Source organism: Aquimarina celericrescens, from assembly GCF_042682765.1.
GTDB lineage: Bacteria > Bacteroidota > Bacteroidia > Flavobacteriales > Flavobacteriaceae > Aquimarina > Aquimarina celericrescens.
In genome coordinates this window covers 140,296-157,676 of record NZ_JBHUHY010000015.1, presented here as the reverse complement: position 1 = coordinate 157,676, position 17,381 = coordinate 140,296, and the positions used below count along the sequence as shown (strand labels likewise).

14 protein-coding genes are annotated in these 17,381 nt (G+C 33.9%); 3 read left to right on the top strand and 11 right to left on the bottom strand.

Going from position 1 to position 17,381, the window contains the following annotated elements; all coding sequences use genetic code 11:
• The first annotated feature begins 139 nt into the window (after positions 1-139).
• Positions 140-3,352 carry a beta-galactosidase, LacZ type gene (lacZ, locus tag ACFSJT_RS13690; protein WP_378320855.1) on the top strand — a complete coding sequence of 1,071 codons (3,213 nt, stop codon included), beginning with the start codon at positions 140-142 and terminating at the stop codon, positions 3,350-3,352.
• 12 nt (positions 3,353-3,364) lie between these two features.
• On the top strand, positions 3,365-4,483 hold the full coding sequence (locus ACFSJT_RS13685) for a formylglycine-generating enzyme family protein (RefSeq protein ID WP_378320854.1): 1,119 nt from the start codon (positions 3,365-3,367) through the stop codon (positions 4,481-4,483).
• A 130-nt stretch (positions 4,484-4,613) separates the two neighbouring features.
• On the opposite strand, the gene ACFSJT_RS13680 is transcribed toward ACFSJT_RS13685, so the two are convergent.
• The 4 genes from ACFSJT_RS13680 to ACFSJT_RS13665 are packed head-to-tail and all read right to left on the bottom strand — an operon-like array spanning position 4,614 to position 9,727.
• Positions 4,614-6,050, bottom strand: a complete 1,437-nt coding sequence (locus ACFSJT_RS13680) for a TolC family protein (protein WP_378320853.1) — start codon at positions 6,048-6,050, stop codon at positions 4,614-4,616.
• Positions 6,019-7,374 (bottom strand): HlyD family secretion protein, encoded by a 1,356-nt coding sequence (locus ACFSJT_RS13675; RefSeq protein WP_378320852.1) that lies wholly within the window; start codon positions 7,372-7,374, stop codon positions 6,019-6,021. Before ACFSJT_RS13675 ends, ACFSJT_RS13680 begins: the two co-directional genes overlap by 32 nt.
• Before the next feature lie 6 nt (positions 7,375-7,380).
• Positions 7,381-9,048, bottom strand: coding sequence for a peptidase domain-containing ABC transporter (locus tag ACFSJT_RS13670; RefSeq protein ID WP_378320851.1), 1,668 nt, complete (start codon positions 9,046-9,048; stop codon positions 7,381-7,383).
• A gap of 4 nt (positions 9,049-9,052) precedes the next feature.
• Positions 9,053-9,727 carry a TetR/AcrR family transcriptional regulator gene (locus ACFSJT_RS13665; RefSeq protein WP_378320850.1) on the bottom strand — a complete coding sequence of 225 codons (675 nt, stop codon included), beginning with the start codon at positions 9,725-9,727 and terminating at the stop codon, positions 9,053-9,055.
• A gap of 228 nt (positions 9,728-9,955) precedes the next feature.
• Here ACFSJT_RS13665 and ACFSJT_RS13660 point away from each other — a divergent pair, with 228 nt between their 5' ends.
• A complete protein-coding gene (locus ACFSJT_RS13660; protein WP_378320849.1) occupies positions 9,956-10,321 on the top strand; it encodes a hypothetical protein in 366 nt (121 codons plus the stop codon).
• Positions 10,322-10,393: 72 nt separating this feature from the next.
• On the opposite strand, the gene ACFSJT_RS13655 is transcribed toward ACFSJT_RS13660, so the two are convergent.
• From ACFSJT_RS13655 to ACFSJT_RS13625, 7 genes are all read right to left on the bottom strand, one after another.
• Complete coding sequence (locus ACFSJT_RS13655; protein WP_378320848.1) at positions 10,394-11,239, bottom strand: M57 family metalloprotease; 846 nt, start codon at positions 11,237-11,239, stop codon at positions 10,394-10,396.
• A 532-nt stretch (positions 11,240-11,771) separates the two neighbouring features.
• A complete protein-coding gene (locus ACFSJT_RS13650; protein WP_378320847.1) occupies positions 11,772-12,047 on the bottom strand; it encodes an ATP-dependent Clp protease adaptor ClpS in 276 nt (91 codons plus the stop codon).
• Between the two features lie 56 nt (positions 12,048-12,103).
• Positions 12,104-12,946, bottom strand: a complete 843-nt coding sequence (prmA, locus tag ACFSJT_RS13645; protein WP_378320846.1) for a 50S ribosomal protein L11 methyltransferase — start codon at positions 12,944-12,946, stop codon at positions 12,104-12,106.
• A gap of 100 nt (positions 12,947-13,046) precedes the next feature.
• Positions 13,047-13,799, bottom strand: a complete 753-nt coding sequence (tpiA, locus tag ACFSJT_RS13640) for a triose-phosphate isomerase (protein ID WP_378320845.1) — start codon at positions 13,797-13,799, stop codon at positions 13,047-13,049.
• A 67-nt stretch (positions 13,800-13,866) separates the two neighbouring features.
• A complete protein-coding gene (locus tag ACFSJT_RS13635) occupies positions 13,867-14,940 on the bottom strand; it encodes an ABC transporter permease (RefSeq protein WP_378320844.1) in 1,074 nt (357 codons plus the stop codon).
• 7 nt (positions 14,941-14,947) lie between these two features.
• A complete protein-coding gene (locus ACFSJT_RS13630) occupies positions 14,948-16,609 on the bottom strand; it encodes a BT_3928 family protein (RefSeq protein ID WP_378320843.1) in 1,662 nt (553 codons plus the stop codon).
• Positions 16,610-16,827: 218 nt separating this feature from the next.
• Positions 16,828-17,376 (bottom strand): DUF1599 domain-containing protein, encoded by a 549-nt coding sequence (locus ACFSJT_RS13625; protein WP_378320842.1) that lies wholly within the window; start codon positions 17,374-17,376, stop codon positions 16,828-16,830.
• Positions 17,377-17,381 lie beyond the last annotated feature (5 nt).

Here is a 17,381-nt window from a genome sequence, read left to right as displayed (position 1 = left end):
TAATTCTAAAAAAACTAAAATACCTAAAAAAAGATAGTTCAAATCAAGTAAAATGTATTTTATTTCAACAGGACACTACGGGACAGGCCTTAGATTGTTTTTCTATATTTTGACATATAAATTTTTAAAATTAAAATACATGCGAATCCTTTTTCTCGTAATACTGGTTATTTTTAACTATTGCGTTATCCAAGGGCAACAGCTTACCACATCCTATAAGCACTATGAAGATCCCTTGATTACTTCTGTTAACAGATTACCATCTAGAGCAACTTCCATTTCTTATGAAACAGAAAAAGCAGCCTTTAAAGCCAGGCAAAATGATTCTAAACGACACCTATCCCTTAATGGAAGCTGGAAGTTTTCCTGGGCTCCTGTTCCTGAAGAAGCTCCAAAAGGGTTTTATGCTAAAAGCTATGACGATTCCAATTGGAAAACAATTTCGGTTCCTTCAAATTGGGAACTACATGGATACGGAACTGCTATTTATACAAACATTAGATACCCCTTCTCTCCTGTAAACCCACCTTATGTTCCTGATGATGATAATCCAACTGGAAGTTACAGAACTACTTTTGAAGTACCTGAACACTGGAAAGATATGCAAATCACATTACAATTTGGCGGAGTAAGCTCTGCTTTTTATGTATGGATCAATGGTCAAAAATTAGGATATGGTCAAGATAGTATGCTTCCATCAGAATTTGATATCACTCCTTATTTACTAGAAGGTGAAAATCATTTAGCTGTACAGGTATACCGATGGAGTGATGGTGTGTATTTAGAAGATCAGGATCATTGGCGATTAAGTGGTATACATAGGGATGTATTTATTACTGCATCGCCTAAAGTACAATTATATGATTTTTTTGTAAAAACAGATTTAGATAAAAATTATAAAGATGCTCTTTTAAAAATTAGACCTAAAATTAAAGTTTATGATAATCAAAAAATAGAAGGTTGGAAATTAGAAGCCCAATTATTCGATGTTGAAGGTAATGCTATATTAAAAAAACCTTTAGAAAAGAATCTGAAAGATATTGTATATGAATATTATAATCAAAGAGGAAAACCAAAATTTGCAATCCTCGAGGCAAATGTAGAAAACCCCAGAAAATGGAGTGCAGAGAAACCTAATTTGTATACTTTGATATTTTATGTAAAAGATGACAAAGGTAAAATTAAAGAATATCGAAGTACCAAAATAGGTTTCAGAAAAGTAGAAATTAAAGATGGAGAACTCTTTATCAATGGTATGTCTACGCTATTGTATGGAGTGAATCGGCACGATCATGATCCGGTAAAGGGAAAAGTAGTAAGCGAAGAATTGATGTTAGAAGATATCAAAACCATGAAACAGTTTAACATTAATGCCGTTCGCACCTCACACTACCCCAACGATCCCCGATGGTATGAATTATGCGATGAGTACGGAATCTATGTAATGGATGAAGCTAATCTTGAAACACATCAGCTTGGCGGATATTTAAGTAATCGATCAGAGTGGACCAGTGCTCATATAGAACGAGCGACCAGAATGGTAGAAAGAGATAAAAACCATCCATCAGTTATCTTTTGGTCCTTGGGCAATGAATCAGGTTCGGGGCCCAACCATCAGGCGATGTCTGGGTGGATTAAAAATTATGATGATACAAGATACGTTCATTATGAAGGTGCCCAAACTTTGAATCATGAAGGAAAAGAATTCCTTAAAGACCCGACATATGTCGATATGATGAGCAGGATGTATATGCCTATTGAACCCATGATAGACATGGCGAACCTAGAAGATGATCATCGTGCGGTAATCTGGTGCGAATATGCACATTCTATGGGGAATTCTACAGGTAACTTATTTAAATTTTGGGATGCCATCAGATCTAATAAGCGAATGATCGGTGGATATATTTGGGACTGGGTGGACCAGGGATTGCTTCAAAAAACAGAAAACGGGGTAGCTTACTATGCTTATGGAGGAGATATGGGGGATACCAAGATCAATGACAAAAACTTTTGTTTGAATGGAATTGTTAACCCTGATAGAAGTCCGCAACCAGCTTTATGGGAAGTAAAAAAGATATTTCAACCTATAAAAATAGAAGCTATTGACCTGAAAAAAGGTAAAATTAACATTAAAAATAGGCATAACTTTACCAATCTTAATGAATTTGAATTGTTTTGGGAAGTACAAGAAGATGGGAAAACAATTCAAAATGGAACTATTTCTGATCTGAATATTAATGCAAAAGAAAGTCAAGAATTGATATTGCCAATTACAACACCAAAATTAAAAAAAGGAGCCGAGTATTTTCTAAAAGTTGCTTTCAAATTAAATAACCAAAAATCTTGGGCTCCAAAAGGACATGAGGTGGCCTGGGAACAGTTTAAACTACCGTACCGGCTACCTTTACCATCCTATGATTATCAATTTACTTCTGACATCATAATGACAAAAGAAACCAACAAGATTAGCTTTTCATCTCAGGACTTTTCAGTTATCTTCAATGAAAAATCTGGCGAATTAATATCGTACTTCTACAAAAACACGCCTATTATTACCGGAGCCCTGACTCCTAACTTTTGGAGACCAACTACTGATAATGATCGCGGAGGAGGTAGAACGCCAAAAACTTTAGCAATCTGGAAAGAAGCTTCCAAAAACAAAAAACTATTATCTTTCAAAGTTGACACGTCAAAAAGTAATAAGCATCAAGTAATTTCTAACTATTCTCTGGTTGACAATAAAGTTGAATTGGTTTTAAAGTATACTATATTTGGAGATGGAACTATTTCAATTCAAAATAAGTTTATTATTAAAAACCAGGAGTTACCAATGTTACCTAAGTATGGGATGATGGTCCAACTTTCTAATGAATTTGATACCTTTCAATGGTTAGGGAAAGGACCGCACGAAAATTATAATGATAGAAACTATGGAGCAGCTGTAGGGTTATTTAAGGAGTCTGTTTCAAATGATTATCAGTCATATATCAGACCTCAAGAAAGTAGTAATAAAACGGATGTACGATGGTTTACAGTATCAAATAATGAAGGAAAAGGCCTGTATATAGCTGGAGTTAATTCAAACCTTAGTGTAAGTGCATTACCCTATACTTTAGAAGATATTGACAATGCTTTACATACGTATGACCTTAAGAAAACAGATTTTATAACATTGAACATAGATTATTTGCAAATGGGAGTTGGTGGCGATGATAGTTGGTCGAAAAATGCACTTCCGCATGAAGAATTTAGAGTTCCTGCCAAAGATTATGAATATAGTTATATCTTAAAACCTGTAGACAATAATGAAATTACCAAACGTTTTGAGCTACCGGAAATAGTAAAATAATTTTCTGATTTCATGATGACAAAAACCAAGTTCTTAATATTTTTTGTATTGTTGATCTTCGTAATTATTGGATGCAAGAACAAAAGAAAAGAGCATCTGATTGTTACAGAGCACAATTCAGAAATTAAACTCATTACTTCGTTTCCTCCATACATAAACATTCCACCAGGAATGGTATGGATTCCCGGTAAGCAATTTATGCAGGGTGCCCTATCTAATGATTCTTTGGCTATGTCGCATGAGAAACCACATCATCCTGTAGCGGTAGATGGCTTTTTTATTGATCTTACTGAAGTTACCAATGCACAGTTCAAAGAATTTGTACAAGAAACCGGGTACACTACCCTAGCAGAAAGAAAAGTCGATTGGAATGAGATGAAAAAAGAGTTACCCCCTGGAACTCCAAAACCTAATGATTCAATATTACAACCAGGATCCTTAATTTTTAAAAAGCCCCAATCTAAAATATTAAATATGTATAATTATTCTCAGTGGTGGGAATGGAAAATAGGAGCTAACTGGAAACATCCTAATGGCCCTAACAGTACCATTGACGGTAAAGATGACTACCCCGTAGTGCATATTGCATATGAAGATGCACTAGCCTATTGCAAATGGGCCAATCGCAGACTTCCCACAGAAGCCGAGTGGGAATTAGCTTCCAGAGGAAAAGAAATTGAGTCTATTTACACTTGGGGTAATTCTGATACTTCCTTACACCAAAAAGCAAATACCTGGAATGGAACTTTTCCAAACTTAAATACCAAAAAAGATGGTTTTGAAAGTATTGCACCGGTGCAATCTTTTTCTCCTAATTCCATGGAATTATATGATATGGCAGGTAACGTCTGGGAGTGGACACAGGACTGGTATAACACCAATTATTACAATGAATTATCCAAAAAAGGTGTAACATTAAATCCACTAGGGCCTGAACTACCATATAATCCAAATAATGCTTTGGCCCAAGAAAAAGTAATAAAAGGAGGTTCTTTCTTATGCAATAAGTCCTATTGTGCAAGTTATAGAAATTCAGCTAGAATGGCTAATAGTAAAGACTCTTCTTCAGAACATCTTGGTTTTAGAACGGTTGTAACTATCAATATGATAAAGAATCCAATTGAAAAATGAAATGGTGATCATTAAAACCCAAATTATTTCACTCTACTAATTTCATAAATTTTTGACACAGTAAATAGATTTTAAATTAACTACCAAAAACGTAATTTTTCAGGATTTCAATTTCTAAATACTTCTAACATCAAAGACTTTCAGGATTCAAGGCAAGACTATTAAACAACTTGGCTTTGGTAGTGAAAAATTTGTTTTCAACTTCAATTTCCTTTAATCTGGCATCGATCAAGCTTCGTTCTCTGGAATTAATTAAGAATAAAGAACTTTCTCCAAAACTAAACTTACGTTCTTCTGCAGTAAGTAAAGATTGGTAGTCTTTTACGATATTTTCAATAAGTTCGTTTTGATTTACAAAAGATTCAAGTTCGGCGTAAATTGCAGTTATCTTATTTCTTATTTGTAGTTGAGTGGTTTCAAACTCAAATTGAGCATCCTGTACTTTAAATTTAGCTAACTTAAGATCTCCCCGTTCTTTTCTTAGAAAAAGTGGAAAGCGAAAAGTAATACCTCCCTTATACTCTGCTGTGTTAAATGATCTGGCCGTTTCTGGAGTCTCTGTCAGGAAATTATACTCCAAGTCAATTCTAGGTAATAATTTATTGGCCTTTAATTTTCTATCTACTTCTAACCCCTCTATTTTATAATTTAATGATCTAAGTTTTGGGTGGTTTTCTAAAGTGAAACTATCCAAAGGTCTTCCCATAATCTCTAGGGTGCTATCAATATCGTTTTCAACATTTTGATCAGGAACCACATTTGGCTGTAACTCTACCGGAATATTACCCTCGAGCCATAGAAAATTAGATAACTCCAGAGTTTTATTCATTAATTTGACTTTGGCCTGTTCTAAGCTAAGCGCTCTATTTTGAAAGGCAATCTTAGCTTCTACAGTGTCAATTGTTGCTCTGTCTCCTGCCAAAGCACTTCTTTTGATTCCTTCGAAGCGTATTTTTGCATTATCCAAGAAGTTACGATATATCTCTTTTTCGTTGAATGCTCTTAACCAATCAAAATATGCCAGTGATGCGTCATATAAAATTTGGTTTACTAACAAATCTCTATCTGCTTTGGTTTGTTCTCTAAAAAACTTGGCTTTACGCAATGTTGCCATTCGATCATTAATAAACAGTCCTTGTGCGACGGGCACAGATACTCCTGCACTAAATAGGCCATCATCTGGTACAAAATTTTGACGATTTAAGAAGTCTCCATCGTTTTGCTCGAATCCTCCTTTAAATTCAATACCGTACCATGTAGGAATCTTAAAAGTAGCATTTAAAAGATCATAATACTCTGAACCTTTGAACTTTTTTCGATCATAATCGACTTCCATTTTTGGATCGAAACCACCACGAGCTTTCATCAAATTAGCCTGCCCTATATCTATATTTAGTTCTGCCTGTTTAGCCACCGGATGATATTTTTTCACATAACCCAAGTACTCTCTAAAATTAAGTACTAGGTTATCTTCTTGTTGAGCGGTGATTGAGGTTACCAAAAAAAACAGGGAATACACTACGTATTTCATCATGCTATTTCTTTTCTGATTTGGCCATTTTTTCATTCGTGTTAGGCTGATAATAATTGGGTGGGAAACCATTTAATTGTCTCCATAATTCGAACCAAATAGGTACATCTTCTAATAATGCGATGGTTCGTGCTCCAGATCCAACCTGTATTTCTGGCCACTCATGATCATTTTCATCGGGTGCAATCAGCACTCTATATTTACCATTGTCACTAATAAACCTCTCTATAGCTACAATTTTACCCCCATAAGTACCATAAGATACATTGGGCCAACCACTAAACACAATAGCAGGCCAGCCATCAAATTGTATCCTTACTTCTTCGCCAACATGAATTAATGGAAGATCAATAGGTTTTACATAGGTCTCCACAGCTAACTCATAGTCTGATGGCATAATGCTTACTAATTGATCGCCTTCTTTAAAAGTTTCACCTACTCCAGCTCGTAATGCTTTATTAATAAATCCACTTTGAGGGGCTTTAATATAATACATATCGTTACGCATAGAGTAGTTAGTATATTCATTTTCTAACTTGGTTACCTGTGCTTCAGCATCAAACTGATTGGACTGTGCTGTATATTTATCACTTCTTGATTTTGCTATTTTATCAGCGTATTCTGCTTTTACCCTATTAATTTCGACCTTTGCATTTAACACTTCATTCTTACTTGCCAAAAGCTTATTTTCCTGAGAAATCAATTTTGCCTGTGTTTCCTGAAGTTTTAAACGTTTTTCTTCGACATCAGTTACTGCTTTTAATCCTTCCTTCTCGAGCTGTTGCGTTCGATCAAACTGGCGCTGTGCTATGCTGATATTTGTTTTGGCAGCTTCGAGATCAATACTATCGCTTTGTACTTTCAGCTTTGATTGTAATAATTTATTTTCAGCCTGTTGTAATTTCAACTTTCTTTCATTGATCAAAGCTTCGGCCTGGGTATTTAAAGCTTTTACTTTTTCGCCATAAGACTCAACAGACATCGATTTTGCTTTAATCTGCTGACCTGTACGCTCTACCAGATTGGGATCAAAATACTCATTCTTTACCTCAGAAATGAATAAAATAGTATCTCCTTTCTGAACAAAATCACCCTCTTGTACATACCAAGTTTCTATTCGACCTGGAATAGGAGATTGAATCGTTTGAGGACGGTGATCTGGTTTTAAAGTAGTTAGATACCCATTACCCGAGATATTTTGAGTCCAGGGAAGAAATAAAATAATCACTACACTTACAGCAAAAATCTTTAAAAAGCGATTGAAGTACTTATAATGCTTTCTATGAAAAACTTTTTGCACAGCATTATAGCCTGAAAGATCTACCTTTTTATTTAATGTATTTTGAGAAATATTCAACATATACAATTATTTTTCACTTATGATTTTTCCATTTTCAATATTAATAATTCTACCACATCGTTTAGTCCATTTCGGGTTTTGACTTACCACAACCAGTGCCCATGGATTAGATGCATCGGTAAGAAAATCCATAATTCTATTTACTTCCTGATCATCAAATTGATCTAATGGATCTTTGAGAATTAATAACTTGGGTTTTCTTACTATACTACGCGCCAAAACAATTTTTTTGGATACCGTATAAGATATTTGTTTTCCTTCTGGATACAGTATAGTTTTTAAACCTTTTGGTTGTTCTTTTACAAATTGTGTTAGTCCTACCTTGTCTAAAGCCCAGTATACATCGTCATGTGATACAGATTCATCACCAAATGTTATATTCTCCAAGAGTGTACCCTCAAAAGGAGACTCTTCTGTTAGTGATTGCCCCAGATGTGCCCTATAATAATTTAAATTTACCCCCCTTAACTCTACATCATTCACATAAATATTCCCAGATGTAGGCTCTACAAGTCCCGCAATAAGACGAAGTAATGTTGTTTTTCCTGAACCACTAGGCCCCTGAATCAATATCGTACATTTAGGAGTTATGGTAAGAGATACAGTATCTAATATTTTCTTATTATGTTCGGGTGTTAGATATACAACATTTGAAAGCTCCACTGTATATCCATTCTCTTCTTTGAATGGTTTTTCTCCATCTTGAGGTTCTAAGTCCTTATCTACCACCTGACCCAGTTTTTCCATGGAGGTTAATACATCATAAAAAGACTCTAATCCCAAAATAAGTTTTTCGACCGATGCTATTACTAATACAATAATAATTTCTGCAGCTACAAACTGACCAATATTCATTTCCTGATTAAGTACTAAAATCCCCCCTATTAGAAGAAGCCCGGCTGTAACCAAAACTTTAAATCCAATCATCTGGATGAATTGTAGTACTAAAATTTTGAAATGACTTTCACGGGCATCCAGATATTCGCTTACCAGAGCGTCGTTTTTGCTAAGTGCGTGATTTGTTTTTCCTGAAAGCTTAAAACTCACGATTGTTCTAGCTACTTCCTGAATCCAGTGAGCCACTTTATATTTACTCTTTGATTCTTTAAGACTGGTTTCTAAACCACGTTTCGCAGTATATTTAAAAACGATATAAACTAATAATAACAACAGTATACCATATATAATAAAGAAAGGATGATAAAAAGAGAGTAGCATCAATCCGAAAATAATCTGTATCAAAGCAGCCGGAAAATCAATCAGGATTTTAGCCAGTCCCTTTTGAGCCGTAAGCGTATCAAAAAAACGATTAGCCAATTCTGGTGGATAATAATTTCTTAGTTCACTCATTTTAATTTTTGGAAAACGATACGCAAACTCAAAAGAGGCTCGGGTAAATATTTTCTGCTGAACATTTTCAATAATCCTAATTTGCATCAATTGAAGTAAACCTACAAAAAGAACTCCTACTGTTACCAAAATAACTAGAATGATCCACGAAGTACTCATTTGAGCACCTTGTATTAAATTAATAATCGCTTGAATACCTAAAGGAAGCGATAGATTAACCAATCCCGCAAATATTGCATAATAAAATGTTTGTAGAATATCTTTTTTATCAAGCTGTAAAAGTCCTATTAACCTTTGCCAGGCTGTCAAAATGTTCTTGGCCATAAATTTATTTCTTTAGAGAATGAAACACTAGGTCTGTAAAATATTTAGTTGGGGTGATTTTATGGTCACAATTCGTTAACGATGGAAAGTGTTCCTTCAGAAAATGCTGATGTAATGCGCCCTCTATAACTGTACTTGCCAGACTTGCTGGATAAGGATACTTACCATCAACTTCTATTATCATGTCCCTGATTCTAGTTGCCAATCGTTTATAAATTGAGAAATAACCTTCTTTATTTTCTTCATCAACTTCTTTGGTTAAATAGGATTTAGAATATTCATTAATCACAATCTTATTTAAAAGCACTTCATTGATATGAGAAAAAGAAGAATCTTCTTCTATGGACCTCGTTATAATTTCTAGGCCCTTTCTTAATTTATCTTTAGAATCGGGAATGCTATTGGTAGCAAAAACCAATTGATACTCTAGCCATCCCCAATACCAACAAGTTAAATACAACAACAGTTTGTGTTTATTCTCAAAATATCGATATATGGAGCTTTCATTAGAACCTATTTTTTCACCAAGCTTTTTGAATGTAAAGCTTTCGAAGCCTTTTTCCTGAATCATAAGAATACTATGCTCTATGATTCGCTTTCCCAATGCTGAGGATTCGGGATCTTTAATATAAATTTTATCGTTAATTCTAACTTTTAAGTCCTGAAGTAAAAATTTCATTTTAATTTATCCTTTTTTAATTATCTAGTTCACAAATGAATAGAAACAAAACATCACAAATTTCTCGGTTTTCAATTTGAAATTGAAATGTTCACTGCAAAAATAAAAGTAATACTATTAACAACTAACAGATTAACTTTTATTTAACCAATCTACTTTTGATTAAAGACTTCGAATTATTATTTTTATAAAAATTTGCCTTTATACTAACAATAAAATAATACAACTATGAAAAAAATATTGTTTTTTACGTTATTATCATTTTTAACCCTGGAAGTACAGAGCGACACAAATCCAACTCAAAATACTGTAGAGGTTGGAGACGTATTAATTATTGGAAAACCTTCGGCACAGAAATATCAGCATATTAAATTTCCGAAAACCAATTTTATTATTAAAAAAGGAGGCATTCCTAATTATAAAGCATTAATTGGAAGTAATGTTACCGTTACCAACATTGAGAAAAAAGAAAATGGCTCAACAATGATTACTTTGAAAAAAGTAGACGGAAAAAAATTCTTTAATACCTTAACAGTGGTCAAAGCTAATTTTGATAAGGCGTTAGAAAGAAAAGAGATTATTTTATCAAATTAAAATATAAAAAAACCCATCTCGAATAGTTCGAGATGGGTATAAAAGTTCAAAGCCTAAAATTTATTGACTCTTTTAGTAAAGAGCGTTCATTGCTGTGATATCAGTACTTGTAAATTCTCCATCTTCACTGCTACTGAAGCAAGCTAACATGATAGAATCTGCCGTATCAGAACTAGGAGTACCTGGAATTAAGATAGCTCCTACACCAGCTTGTCCTTCATTAGAGTTTTGACCACAGCTCTGACGACTTTGCCAGTCTTGGTGACGGAACCCGATAGAGTGTCCTATTTCGTGAGTGATCACATGCTCAATTACATTAGTACTAAAACTATCTGTACCAGCATTAATTTGAACACGCTTAAATACTTCACCACCAGATGGGAATCCAGCCGATCCTCCTCCTCCAGCAGCACCATTGTTATATACAACCATATCACTATTCGTGAAGCTTGATGAGAAAACCAATGTTATATTAATAGAAGTATTTAACCTGTTATAATTATTAACAGCCCACTGCAAAGCAGTTTGCATTTTTGAAGTAAGTGCACAACAAGAACCTGTATAACCAACTATTCTAAAGCTACGGTTAGAACCTGTAACCAGGTTAGTCGTTCTATATTGCTTATTACCATCATCCATTTGCTTCAAAGCATAATCGCCAGCCAATAACTGATCTACTGGAATTCCTATATCGCCTGCTTTTGCAATTTTAATTGATTCATCTCCAGGCAAACCTTTCGACATACCAATAGTAACATCAGAGGTATTTACTCCAGCATCCTGTAATGCTTTTAAGACTTCTTTTGTTGCCTTTTCAGGTTGAATTTGCTCAATTTCGTTAGAAACATCGCTTTTTTGACAAGATGTAGCCATACCAGCTACAATAGCGCATAGCGCTAAGATTTTGATTTTTTTCATTTTTAATAAGTTGAGTTTGCGTAATCACTATTTAAGATCAAGTAGTTTATGCTCAATCTTACAGTTTTTATAGAAAAGCTTTGAACTTTTTCAATTTTACGGTTTGAAGATATGATATTTTTTTTTAAATATCAGTTAATTTTTTGAACTATTCTTTAAAAATACGGTAAAACCGTAAGATTATCCTAAAGAAAATAATATTTTTTTAAATTTTTAAATAATCATAAAATCGATTAAATGCACTTGTAAAATCATTGATATTCCTATTAAAAAACTGTTAATCTATGTGTTTATGAAGAAATTGCATGAAACTGTGAACACGAAAAGTAATACTATTAAATGAAAGTTTTTTCGTACAATTCATAAAGTTTCATTTCTTATCCTGTTAAGAAAAGTAATTTTTAACTATTTAACAACTTACTTAAAACTACATTACTTTTTAACAAAGTTTGAATTGATAAACGCTTTTTACTTTTATGAAAACAAATAAATCCCTAATAAGGGATTTATTATACTCTATAGATAATAGCTCTTATACAATTTCGGCACTAAGACCAGCCTGAAGTAATTTTGAACAACGAGGAACAAGCTCTTCGTAGCTACCGGTTTTAACGGTACACTTACCTTTATAATGAACTAGGAAGGCGCATTGTTCTGCCTGCAAAGGGGTATGTTCACAACTATAAATTAAAGTTTCTATCACGTGATCAAAGGTGTTCACATCATCGTTATATAATACAATCTCATTGTTACTTTGATCTACGGATTTCTCAAGAACTTCTTCTAATACTTTTTCTTGTGTACTCATGTCGAGAATTCTTTTATACAAATATAATAACTTAAGCTATTAAATTACCAATAGACTTATAATTTTAACTCATAACAAGCTGCTATCCAATCATTTCTAGAAAAATGACTCTTATAATCCAAACCATATTTCATACATTCCCCTGTGATCATTTCGAGATCCTTTTGATAAAAGCCGCTTAAAAGTAACTTACCTTTAGCATGCAAAGACTTAGCATAAGATTGAATGTCTTTAAGCAATATATTACGATTAATATTCGCAATTACTATGTCATAACTTCTTCCAGCCAAAAGAGAAGTATCTCCTTGATAAGCAGTTATATGATCACAATCATTACGCTCTATATTTTCGATAGTATTCAAATAACACCAGTTATCGATATCAATTGCATCTATCGGCCGTGCTCCTCTCATTTCTGATAAAATTGCTAACACACCAGTACCGCAGCCCATATCAAGCACCTTTTTCTCTTTAAAATCTATATTTAACAGGTGTTGAATCATCATATGCGTAGTTTCATGATGACCTGTACCAAATGACATTTTCGGTTCTATAACAATATCGTATTGAGTATTTGGTTTTTCATGAAAAGGAGCTCTAATGCTACAACGATCATCAACTATAATCGCATTAAAATTTTTTTCCCATTCGAGATTCCAATTCACCTGCTCTATCTCTTCAGAAGTATAATTTATAGTAAATTCATGAGAATTCAATACATGAATATCATCAAATAAGTTCTCATACCAATCTTCCTTCTTGATATATGCATGAACACCGTCTTCGGTTTCGACAAAACTCTCAAAACCGACATATCCCAATTCTGCAATTAGGATTTCGGTTGCAGGTTGAAGTGGCGAAACTTTAAAATAATATCCAAGGTATATAGAGTTTGACATAGTTATTTTTATTGCGGTGCAAAGGTAACCTTTATTACAAATAAAAAACATTCTATCCTGCGATAGAATGCTTTTTATATTTCCCATATTTTTTTATTTATCAGATAGCATTTGCAATGGCTGCAAAACTTTGGGCGTCCAGAGATGCACCACCAATTAATCCTCCATCAACATCGGGTTTTGCAAAAATCTCCTCTGCATTGTTGGGTTTTACACTTCCTCCATACAAAATAGAAACCTCATCTGCAATTTCTTGATTATAAGTTTTACGAATGGTTTCACGAATGAACGCATGCATTTCCTGAGCTTGCTCTGGGCTCGCTGTTTCCCCCGTTCCTATAGCCCAAACAGGTTCGTAGGCAAGTACAATATTTTTCCAATCTGCCTCCGTAATATGAAACAATCCATTTTTTAACTGGCTCTCTACCAAAGAAAAATGAGTATTATTCTTACGATCTTGTAATTCTTCGCCAAAACAAAAAATAACAGTCATATCATGCTTTAAGGCTGTATTTACCTTTTTGGCCAACAATTCATCATTCTCTCCAAAATACGCTCTTCTCTCACTATGACCCAAAATTACTGTATCTACACCAATACTTTTCAACATGCCGGCCGAAATCTCTCCTGTAAACGCTCCACTTTCTGCCTGGTGCATATTTTGAGCAGCTACTTTGATATCTAGTCCCTTCAACTCCTCAAAAGCATAATAAAGATTTGTAAAAGTAGGAGAAATAATAATCTCTGCTTCAGGTAAATTTTCAAAACTTCTTTTAATTTCGGCAATTAGCTCTCCGGTTTCTGCCAGATCTTTATTCATTTTCCAGTTTCCGGCTACAATTTTTTTTCTCATTAATTTAGTATTTAGATTGTGGTTATAAGTATGGTTACTTTATTAGTAATTAAAAAGGCAAAGTACTTTAAATTCTTATTCGTGGATCTAGCCATCTATAGATGATATCGACAAATATATTGATAAGTATAAACATAGTTGCTATGACCAAAACCGCACCCATGATTATAGGCAGATCTAACGTATTCAAGGCATCTACGATTTCTTTGCCCAATCCATTCCATCCAAAAATATATTCTACAAAAACAGCACCAGCAAGCATTGAAGCAAACCATCCTGAAATTGCAGTCACCACAGGATTTAGGGAATTTTTCAAGGCATGCTTTCTTATAATTTGATACATTGAAAGTCCTTTGGACTTTGCTGTACGAACATAATCTTGATTCATTACTTCTAATAGAGAATTACGCATTAGCTGTGTTACGACTGCCAAAGGTCTTATTCCTAAAACTATGGCTGGTAACGTCAGGTTTTTCCATTGAATATAACTTCCCTCTCCAAAATCATCTACTTCATAAAGACTGCCATTCATGTTAAGATTGGTAAACTCATGTAGGACGTAGCCAAACAACCATGCAAAAATAATCGAGCTGAAAAAAGAAGGAACACTCATCCCCAATGTACTTAATAGCTGAATGAGTTTATCAGCCCATTGATCTTTGGTCAAAGCACTAATAATACCTAGCAAAATCCCAAAAAATATAGCTATACATATGGCAGAAACAGCAAGTATGGCAGTATTGGGTAATGTTTCTTCAATCACGTCACTTACTTTTTTGCCACTTTTTTGAAAAGAATCTCGCAAATATGGGAACTTAATGACTACCACTACGTTTCCAATATTAAATAATCGACTCGCAACATATTTATTTTTGTCTAAATATGAAAAATCTTCTGCATTTAAGCTATGGAAAGAGATTGGTGAAAGATCATTTATATAATATCTGTATTGCTTGGAGATTGGTTGATCAAAGCCGTATTTCTTTCTTACAGTATTTAACTGCTCTTCATTTTCGTTTTGTCCCAGCATCATCTGTGCGGGATCTCCCGGAAGTAATGTAAAAAGTAAAAAAATTACAGTTATCACACCCAATAATGTAAGTAAAGCATAACCTAATTTATTAAAGAGGTACTCAAGCATAATACGCTTACTTAGATTTTTCTTTTAACTTTTCTACTTCTTCAATAGTGTATATTTTATAAGGAACTCCCAAAACGCGTTCACTATACTCTTCTACAGTTTCTTCAAATCCTAAATTTTGTCTTTTCTCATTGACCGTTTCAGGGTTTTTTATAGGCCATATTAACCGTATTGAATTTTTACTGTCTGAATCTAATGTGATTCCCTGAGTACCATATAGCTGTTCTTTGCCTTGTTGCATTAAAAATCGATCTTCCATCATGGCCACATAAACGTTATCTAACTCTTCTTTTCTTCCTGCTTCTTTAATAAGTGGCAGGTATTGTCCAATTTTATCAGAATGTTGAATGACTAACCAGGCAGCAATATTAGTGTCTTCTCCTACCAAGGATTTACCAGGATAACCGTGCTTTTCAAAAATTTGTTCAATAAATATAGTATTGGTACTATCTGCCAGTTTTTGTTCTTCCCAGGAAATATCTCCTCTATTTCTTCCTTCCTGATCAATTTTCATAATGCTATCCAATTGGACTTTCAATCTCTCGTTAATGCGAGGTTTTGAAGGTTCTACTTTTTCTAAAGAAAGTTTTGAGGCATCATTCCAGTGCAGTTTCTCTACTATGGTTCCTTTTTTAAGTTGTATTATTCCCGGATTAGATCTTAAAATGGTCTTTAACGCAGTTTCATCTGTAGTATAGAAATCAAAACCTAGATTATATTGCTCTTTTACTTCCATCATTTTTTCTGGTGTCGATGCTGTAAGCCCAATCACATCATATCCCAGAGAAATTGCGTTATCGGTTACTTCTTTTATTGCAATTAATCCTTCTGCTTCACTTTTAGATAGATTATACGTGACTATTGCGATTACATTTTCTCTTCCCAGAAATTCTGAGGTATAGTCAACACCGTCTTTCTCGATCGCAAAATCATGAATAGGAGGTTCGTAACCTTCTTTTATCGTTTCTGTTTCTACATCTATAAACTTTCCATCTACTTTAGGATAGTCTCCACTAGTGCTTATAATTTTTTCCTCTCCATCAACATTAAATTTCCAGTGATAGGCGAACTCAGCTTTTGGCGCATCATCGGGAACCTGCATACCCTCCTCTATGTTTGTTCCTATTTTATATGCTCTAAAATCAAAAAGCGGTAGGTGCATCAATACATAGTAGGCGAACCCCAGACAGGCAGTAAAACCAGCAAAAACTATCCATTTATGCATGGCCACCGGATGAATTGGAGTAATAAACTTTCTACCGAAGAATAACACCAATATCAAGGCTAATAAAATTACATCTTTAGTAAAAGATTCCCAAGGCGTTAATGGTAAGGCATCTCCAAAACAACCACAATCGGTAACCTTATTAAAATATGCCGAATAGAACGTTAAAAAAGTAAAAAATACAATCATTAACAATAATGACCAAACGGTAAATTTAGGTAAATAGCCTAGTAGTAATGTAATGCCTAAGATAATTTCAAAAATCACCAAAAAAATGGCAATCAACAGCGCGTACGGAATTAAAAATTCCAGGTTAAGTACGCCTTCTCCAAAATACTCTTGTAGTTTATACGAAAAACCAAGGGGGTCATTAAGTTTGATAAATCCTGAAAACAGGAAAAGTGCCGCCACAAATATTCTTGAGAATGTAACTAGTATTTTCATCTATTTAAAAATTTTTATTTTGTTGTAATCCAAACAAATAAAAATTTTCTGCTAGATCAACCGCTGTGCTTTCACACAAAAAATTAAATTATTTCGATTGGCATGCAAAAAATTAAATTTGTTTATGCTCATTTCATAAATTGATGTTGTATTATAAATTTTCACAAGATAAGGAGTGTTTGAAGCTAGTAATACTGGTTTAACAGCATTTTATACATCTATTTCACATTTGCTTCACCCAAATGTATCATGGCAAATACTGCATAATTTATCATATCTTGATAATTTGCATCGATTCCTTCGCTCACCAAAGTTTTTCCTTTATTATCTTCTATTTGTTTTACACGCAATATTTTCTGAATAATTAGATCTGTTAGAGAACTCACCCTCATATCACGCCATGCCTCACCATAATCATAGTTTTTATTCATCATCAACTCTTTGGTAATAGAAATATGTTTATTATACAATTCTTCTGCTTCTCCAGCAGATAAATCAGGCTGATCTGCTATTCCCTTCTCTAATTGTATCAATGCCATAATACTGTAATTAATGATCCCTGTAAACTCTGAAGCTTCGCCTTCATCTACTTTTCTTACTTCATTTTCCTGGAGGCTTCTTATACGTTGTGCTTTAATAAAAATTTGATCTGTGAGTGATGGAAGTCTCAAGATTCTCCACGCACTTCCGTAGTCTTTCATTTTTTTAAGAAATAGGTCGCGACATGAGTTAATCACCGCATCATATTGTGCAGAAGTATCTTGCATAAACT